5 protein-coding genes are annotated in these 7,054 nt (G+C 72.3%); 2 read left to right on the forward strand and 3 right to left on the reverse strand.

Annotated elements, in window-relative coordinates; genetic code table 11:
* A partial coding sequence (locus RL72_RS00340) for a PucR family transcriptional regulator (RefSeq protein WP_052674088.1) occupies window positions 1-1,733 on the reverse strand: 1,733 nt, incomplete at its 3' end.
* A 98-nt stretch (window positions 1,734-1,831) separates the two neighbouring features.
* On the opposite strand from RL72_RS00340, the gene RL72_RS00345 reads away from it, so the two are divergent.
* Complete coding sequence (locus RL72_RS00345) at window positions 1,832-3,349, forward strand: CoA-acylating methylmalonate-semialdehyde dehydrogenase (protein ID WP_045248808.1); 1,518 nt, start codon at window positions 1,832-1,834, stop codon at window positions 3,347-3,349.
* Window positions 3,350-3,366: 17 nt separating this feature from the next.
* On the forward strand, window positions 3,367-4,770 hold the full coding sequence (locus RL72_RS00350; protein ID WP_045248809.1) for an aspartate aminotransferase family protein: 1,404 nt from the start codon (window positions 3,367-3,369) through the stop codon (window positions 4,768-4,770).
* Window positions 4,771-4,896: 126 nt separating this feature from the next.
* Here the strand turns inward: RL72_RS00350 and RL72_RS18990 are convergent, their stop codons facing one another.
* Together RL72_RS18990 and RL72_RS00360 are read right to left on the reverse strand one after the other, a co-directional pair.
* Window positions 4,897-5,517: a histidine phosphatase family protein gene (locus tag RL72_RS18990; RefSeq protein WP_052674089.1), complete on the reverse strand. Its 621-nt coding sequence runs from the start codon at window positions 5,515-5,517 to the stop codon at window positions 4,897-4,899.
* A 122-nt stretch (window positions 5,518-5,639) separates the two neighbouring features.
* Window positions 5,640-7,054: amidase (locus RL72_RS00360; RefSeq protein WP_248700315.1), on the reverse strand; the 1,415-nt coding region annotated here is incomplete at its 5' end.

Below are 7,054 nucleotides of genomic sequence, written 5' to 3' on the forward strand. Positions count from 1 at the left end.
AAGAGACAGCGCAAACTGCGACCAGCGAACCGCGGGGGTGGCCCGGCCGAAGCCCCGGGACTCAGGCGATGTAGACCTTGCGCGAGGAGCGCCAGATGCAGGGCGGAGAGGGTCTCGCCGTCGTCGAGGTCGGCGTCGAGCAGATCCGCGATGAGTGCGAGCCGCTGGTAGAACACCGAGCGGGAGAGGTGCGAGGCAGCTGCCGCGGCCGTGCGGTTGCCCGGGTGCGCGACCACCGCCCGCAGCACCCGCAGCAGGTCGCCGCCGGTCGCATCGTCGTGCCGGATCAGCGGCGCGAGCAGGCGCGCGCTGTGCTCCTGCAGGCGATGGTCGCCGCTGAGCTCCGCGGCGAGGCGGGTGAGCGGCCGGTCGGCGACGCGCAGCAGCGCTCCCGGACCGGCCTGCCGGGCGAGGCGCCGCACCACCGGGATCATCGCCAGCAGCTCGCTCGCCGAGGACGCGGGGTCGCTCACGGCACCGGATCCCAGCTCGGCGAGAAGCGGATCGGGACGAGAGCCCGACGGCAGCGACAGGAGGAGGATCCGCTCGCCGTCGACGACCGCGGACAGGGTGCGGATGTCCGCGACGTTCTGCACAGCCGGCGACGATCCGCGCGCGTTCTCGCCGGATTCCTGTGCGGATCGTCGCACTGCGTGCACATCGTCGCGCGCGACGGAGGCGTCCGAGGCGACGGAGGCGTCCGAGGCGACGGCGACGTACAGGGCGCGCCCGCGCACGGGGAACCCCGACGACTCCAGGCGCGCCTCCAGGTCGGCGACGGTCGCGAAGCGCTCCCCGAGCACGGCCGCGATCAGCCCCTCGGCGCGCAGGCGGGACCAGGCGCCCTCCCCGTCGGCGAGGCGGGAGAGCGCCAGTGCGGTCGCAGCCTGCTCCAGCACCGTCGCCGGGCCCGCGGGGTGGGGCGGACCGGGGAGCGCGACGAGCTCGCCCCACCGGGTGCCGCGGGCGGCGACGGGAACGCGGGTCCACTCCGGCGGCAGGCGGCGCGAGCGGCCGGGCCAGTCGGTGAGCACCTCGGCCTCGGCGAGTCCGGCGGTGTCGGCCACCACGACCTCGTGCGCCAGATCCTCCAGCACCACCGGCGCACGCAGGGCGCGCGCGGTCTCGTGCACCACCACCTCGACCGGGGCGCCGCGCAGGCTCAGGGCGATGAACAGCTCGTGCAGGCGCTGCCGCTCCTGCAGGGCCTCCACCTGACCCGCGATGATGCGGCGGTGCACCTCTTCGGTCACCGTGACGAACTTCACCTCGCGCTCGAGCGACACGAGCGCGAGGTCGCGCGACCGGCACGCTGCGACCAGCGGGGGCGGCACCACGGCGAACCGCGTGCCCAGCTCCAGCACGATCCCGGCGAGGTCCGCGTCGGCCAGCTCGTCGACGAGCCTGCCGAGCGCCGCAGCGTCGCCCGGCCAGCCGGCGCCCGTGGTGAGCAGCAGCTCCCCGCCGTCGAGCAGGGCCGCCACGCGATCGCTGTCCGAGACGTGCACCCAGCGCACCGGGGCGTCCAGCGATCCGGTCAGCACCTCGGGAAGTCCGGCCTGCAGCGAGGCGACCTCGAGGGCATCGGCCACGGTCGGCAGGCCGGGGTCGCCCTTCGACTCGCTGCGCTCGCTCAGGGACCGGTGGGGGCTGCGCTCGCTCAGGGATCGAGCCGGATCAGGATCCGGACGATCTGTCCGATCCTCGACGAAGTCCAGACGATCTGAGGGCACGGATCCATCCTCCCCTTTGTCAGCATGGGAGAGCAAGCCTGCGGACACCGTCGATCAGAGTGTCCGGAACCCCATCCCCAGAACCCGAGGAGCATCGCGTGACCGTGATCCGCCACTTCATCGACGGAGCCCTGACCGAGCCGAACACGCAACCCGGCGAGACCGAGCGCACCGGCCCGGTCTACAACCCGGCCACCGGAGAGGCGCACCGCAGCGTCGCCTTCGCGAGCGTCGCCGAGGTCGAGCAGGCCATCGCCGCCGCCAAGGCCGCCGCACCCGCCTGGCGTGCGACCAGCCTCATCAAGCGTGCCGACGTGTTCTTCCGCCTGCGCCAGATCCTGGCCGAGCGCACGCCCGAGCTCGCCGCCATCGTCACGAGCGAGCACGGCAAGGTGCTCTCCGACGCGGCGGGCGAGGTCTCCCGCGGCATCGAGAACGTCGAGTTCGCCGCCGGGCTCGTGCACCTGCTCAAGGGCGAGCACTCCGAGCAGGTCGCGCGCGGCGTCGACGTGCACTCGGTCAAGCAGCCGGTCGGCGTGGTCGCGTGCATCACCCCGTTCAACTTCCCCGTGATGGTGCCCCTGTGGATGGTCGCCTCGGCGATCGCCTGCGGCAACACCGTGGTGCTGAAGCCGAGTGAGAAGGATCCGTCTGCGGCGATCTGGCTCGCGAAGGCCTTCCAGGAGGCCGGGCTCCCCGACGGCGTGCTCAACGTCGTCAACGGCGACAAGGTCGCGGTCGACACCCTGCTCGACTCGCCCGACGTCAAGGCCGTCAGCTTCGTCGGTTCCACCCCGATCGCGAAGTCGATCTATCAGCGCGCCTCGGCGAACGGCAAGCGCGTGCAGGCCCTCGGCGGCGCCAAGAACCACATGGTCGTCATGCCCGACGCCGACATCGACGCCGCGGCCGCCGCCGCCGTCTCCGCCGCCTACGGCTCGGCGGGCGAGCGCTGCATGGCCGTCTCGGTGCTGGTGGCCGTGGGCGACGTGGCCGAGCCGCTGATCGCCTCGATCACCGAGAAGGTGCAGAACCTGCGCATCGGCGACGGCACCGACGCCGCGAGCGAGATGGGTCCGCTGGTCACGCGGGAGCACCGCGATCGCGTGGAGGGCTACGTCCTCGGCGCCGCCGCCGAGGGCGCGACCGTGCTCATCGACGGCACGCAGCGCATCGCCGCCGGCGAGCGCCTGGACGAGAACGGCTTCTTCACCGGGATCAGCCTCATCGACCACGTGAAGCCCGGCATGAAGCTGTACGAGGACGAGATCTTCGGCCCGGTGCTGTCGGTGGTCCGCGTGGACAGCTACGCCGAGGCCGTGGAGCTGATCAACGCGCACCAGTTCGGCAACGGCACCGCGATCTTCACCCGCGACGGCGGCACCGCCCGTGAGTTCGAGTTCGACATCGAGGTGGGCATGGTCGGCGTCAACGTGCCGATCCCGGTGCCGATCGGAGCGTTCTCGTTCGGCGGCTGGAAGGCCTCGCTGTTCGGCGACTCGCACATCTACGGACCCGAGTCGATCCACTTCTACACGCGCTCCAAGGTCGTGACCACGCGCTGGCCCGACCACACGCCGGCGCAGGTGGATCTCGGCTTCCCGAGCAACCACTGACGCGGAAGGATCTGAACATGACCGTCACCACCGAAGCCGCGGCCCTCACCGACCGGCACGGCGTCGTGCACGCCCTCCCGGCGCCCGACGCCGAAGCGCAGGTGCGCGCCGACGACCGCGCGCACGTCTTCCACTCCTGGAGCGCGCAGGCGCTCATCGACCCGGTGCCCGTCGCCGCGGGCGAGGGATCCACGTTCTGGGACTACCAGGGCAACGCCTACCTCGACTTCTCCAGCCAGCTGGTGAACCTCAACCTGGGGCACCAGCAGCCCGATCTGGTCGCGGCGATCCAGCAGCAGGCCGGCCGGCTCGCGACGATCCAGCCGTCGATCGCGAACGACGTGCGCGGCGAGCTCGCCCGGCTGATCGCCGAGGTCGCCCCCGAGGGCATGGAGAAGGTCTTCTTCACGAACGGCGGCGCCGACGCCAACGAGTACGCGGTGCGCATGGCCCGCACGTTCACGGGCCGCCGCAAGGTGCTCTCGATGTACCGCAGCTACCACGGGTCCACCGCGACCGCGATCTCGCTGACCGGCGACCCGCGGCGCTGGGCGAACGACTCGGTCGACAACGGGACGGTGCGCTTCTTCGGACCGTACCTGTACCGCTCGGCGTTCCACTCCGAGACCCTGGAGCAGGAGTCGCAGCGCGCGCTCGAGCACCTCGAGCAGACGATCCAGCTCGAAGGCCCGTCGACGATCGCCGCGATCATCATCGAGACCGTCGTGGGCACCAACGGCGTGCTCGTGCCGCCGCCCGGCTATCTGCAGGGCGTGCGCGAGCTGTGCGACCGCTACGGCATCGTCTACATCGCCGACGAGGTCATGGTCGGCTTCGGACGCCTGGGCGAGTGGTTCGGCATCGACGCGTTCGATGCGAAGCCGGACCTCATCACCTTCGCCAAGGGCGTGAACTCGGGCTACGTCCCGCTCGGCGGCGTCGTCATCGCGGACCGGATCGCGGCGGCGTTCGACACCGTCTCGTTCGCGGGCGGGCTCACCTACTCGGGCCACCCGCTGGCGTGCGCGGCGGGCGTCGCGACGTTCGAGGTGTTCCGCCGCGACGGGATCCTGGAGCGCGTGCGCGACCTCGGCAGCCGCATCGTCGAGCCGACGCTGCGCGGGTGGGTCGACAAGCACCCGAGTGTCGGAGAGGTGCGCGGCCAGGGCCTGTTCTGGGCGGTGGAGCTCGTGCGCTCGAAGGAGACGCGGGAGCCGCTCGTGCCGTTCAACGCGGCCGGCGCGGACGCCGCCCCGATGGGGGCGTTCGCCGCGGCGGCGAAGAAGGGCGGCGTCTGGCCGTTCGTGCACTTCAACCGCACCCACGTCGCCCCGCCGCTCGTGATCACCGAGGACGAGCTGGTGCGCGGGCTCGCCGCGCTCGACGCGGCGCTCGACGTCGCGGACGAGTACACCGTCTGACGTCGGTCCGCTCTCAGGAGGGGTGCGGCCACACCGAAGGGGAGTCGCGGAATGCCGCGGCTCCCCTTCGGTGTGGCATCGAGCCGTCCTGAGAACGGTCGGCGCCGGTCGTGGATCGTGATCGCGTCAGACGGCGATCGGATCCGGATCCGCGGCGCGGTCGACGATCCAGGCGTCCTCGTGGCGGCGGATGGTCGAGACCGAGAGGTTGGCGGGCCCGGAGCGCGCGTCGAGCGCCCCGCCGAGGGTGTGCAGGAGCGACATGATCGTGATGCCGCTGGTCACGACGAGCACCTCGGACCCGGCGTCCGCGGCGTCATGCAGTGCGTCCAGCGCGCGGACCGCCACGGTCGCCGGGGTCTCGGCGAGCGGGTCTTCGGCGGCGAGGGCGTCGAGCGTCGCGATGAACGGACGCTCCGCCTCGGCGTGCTCCTCCATGAGCCGGGAGAAGCGGCGGACGTGCATGCCCTCGAGCGCTCCGAAGCTCAGCTCGCGCCAGCGCGGGTCGGGCTGCGCCGTGAGGGTCGACCCCGCCGCCGCGAGCAGGCCCGCGGCGGTCTCGCGATGCCGCATCCCGTCGCCGGAGAACGCCGCGTCGAACCGGATTCCGGCGGCGGCGAAGTCGAGCCCGCGGGTGGTGGACTGCTCGCGCCCGGTCGGGGTGAGCGGCGCATCCGACCATCCCTGGATCCGCTCGACCGCGTTCAGCATGCTCTGCCCGTGCCGCACCACCCAGATCCGCGTCATGGGTCCAGCCTAGGAGCGGCTGCTGCAGTGGGGATCCGCTCAGGTCGCAATATCCGCTGCTCCGGACGGCGCTCAGGAGCAGACATCGCGACCGGGGCGGAGACGCCCGAAGAGCGGCGTCGTCAGAGCGTCGGCCACCAGGCCGGATCCGTCCACAGCGCCAGCTCCTGCTCGAGCGCGGCGCCGATCCGGAACACCGTGGGGTCGTCGAAGGTGCGGCCGACGATCTGCACGCCCGTGGGCACGCCGTTCGGGGCGATGCCCGACGGCACCGCCAGCACCGGCACCCGGCCGATCACATTGAACGGCAGCGTCATGAGCTGCGAGAACACGGCATCGCTGTCGGTGCACGGTGCGTCGGCGGCGAGCCCCGTAGTGGCGATCGTCGGGCAGAGGAGGGCATCGAAGCGCTGCATCAGCTCGCCGAAGGGCCGGTAGAACGCCGACTCCGCCTCGAGACCGCCGACGAACTCGCCGCCCCGCGCCGCCGCCTCGGCGAACGCCCGCGTGTAGGGCATGAGCCGGGCCTTGCGCTCCGGATCCCCGTCGGCGATCGATTCGATGAACGGGCCCATGACGGCGCCGAAGTGCGGCCAGCTCGTCTCCAGCGTGCGCTGCGGTCCCCAGGGCAGCTCGACCTCCGTCACGGTCGCGCCGGCCGCGCGCAGGGCGGCGACGACGTCCAGGGTGTTCGCGACGACGGCCGCATCGACCGCGTAGCCGCCCAGGTCGAGACAGACGGCGATGCGCATGCCGGCGAGCGACGACACGGTGCCCGATACCGATACGACTTCGCGCAGCGACGCCGCATCGCCCGCCCAGGGGCCCGCGATCACGTTCTGCAGCAGCGCCACATCGGCGACGCTGCGCCCCATCGGACCGTCCGCGCAGTACGTGTCGGAGTTGAACGGCGCGAGGCCGGGGACGCGCGCGAACGGCGGCTTGAACCCGACCACGCCGCAGAAGGAGGAGGGGATGCGGATGGATCCGCCGATGTCGGATCCGGTCGCGAGGATCGTGGACCCGGCGGCGAGCACGGCACCGGATCCTCCGGACGATCCGCCCGGCGAGTACGCGGTGTTCCACGGATTGCGGGTCACGCCCCAGAGCGCCGTGTGGGTGACCGGCGCACAGCAGTACTCCGGGGTGGTCGTGCGGCCGTGCACCACCGCCCCGGCGTCGAGGATCCGGTCGACGATCGGATGCGTCTCGGCGGCGACGTGACCGCGCTCGAGCAGGCTGCCCTCCTCGGCGGTGCGTCCGGCGACGGGCTGCTCCTCCTTGAGCATGAGCGGGATGCCCTCCAGCGGCCGGGTGGCCGCGCCGTCGGCGAACCTCCGCTCGGACGCCACGGCAGCGGTCCGCGCCTCGTCGAGCCACTGCTCGGTGACGGCGTTGACCACGGGCTCGGTCGCGGCGGTGCGCGCGATCACGGCGTCGAGCAGGTCGACCGGCGACAGCTCGCGACGGCGGAACCGCGCGGTGGCCTCGGTGGCGGTGAGGTGGTGCAGCTCCATGGGTCTCCTTCTGGCGGGGT

The sequence above is a fragment of the Microbacterium azadirachtae genome (genome assembly GCF_000956545.1).
In the GTDB taxonomy this organism is placed as follows: Bacteria; Actinomycetota; Actinomycetes; order Actinomycetales; family Microbacteriaceae; genus Microbacterium; species Microbacterium azadirachtae.

Excerpts from the sequence above, each read along its gene's own strand:
- RL72_RS00350 (WP_045248809.1), top strand. The coding sequence starts at position 3,367 with ATGACCGTCACCACCGAAGCCGCGGCCCTCACCGACCGGCACGGCGTC.
- RL72_RS18990 (WP_052674089.1), bottom strand. The coding sequence starts at position 5,517 with ATGACGCGGATCTGGGTGGTGCGGCACGGGCAGAGCATGCTGAACGCG.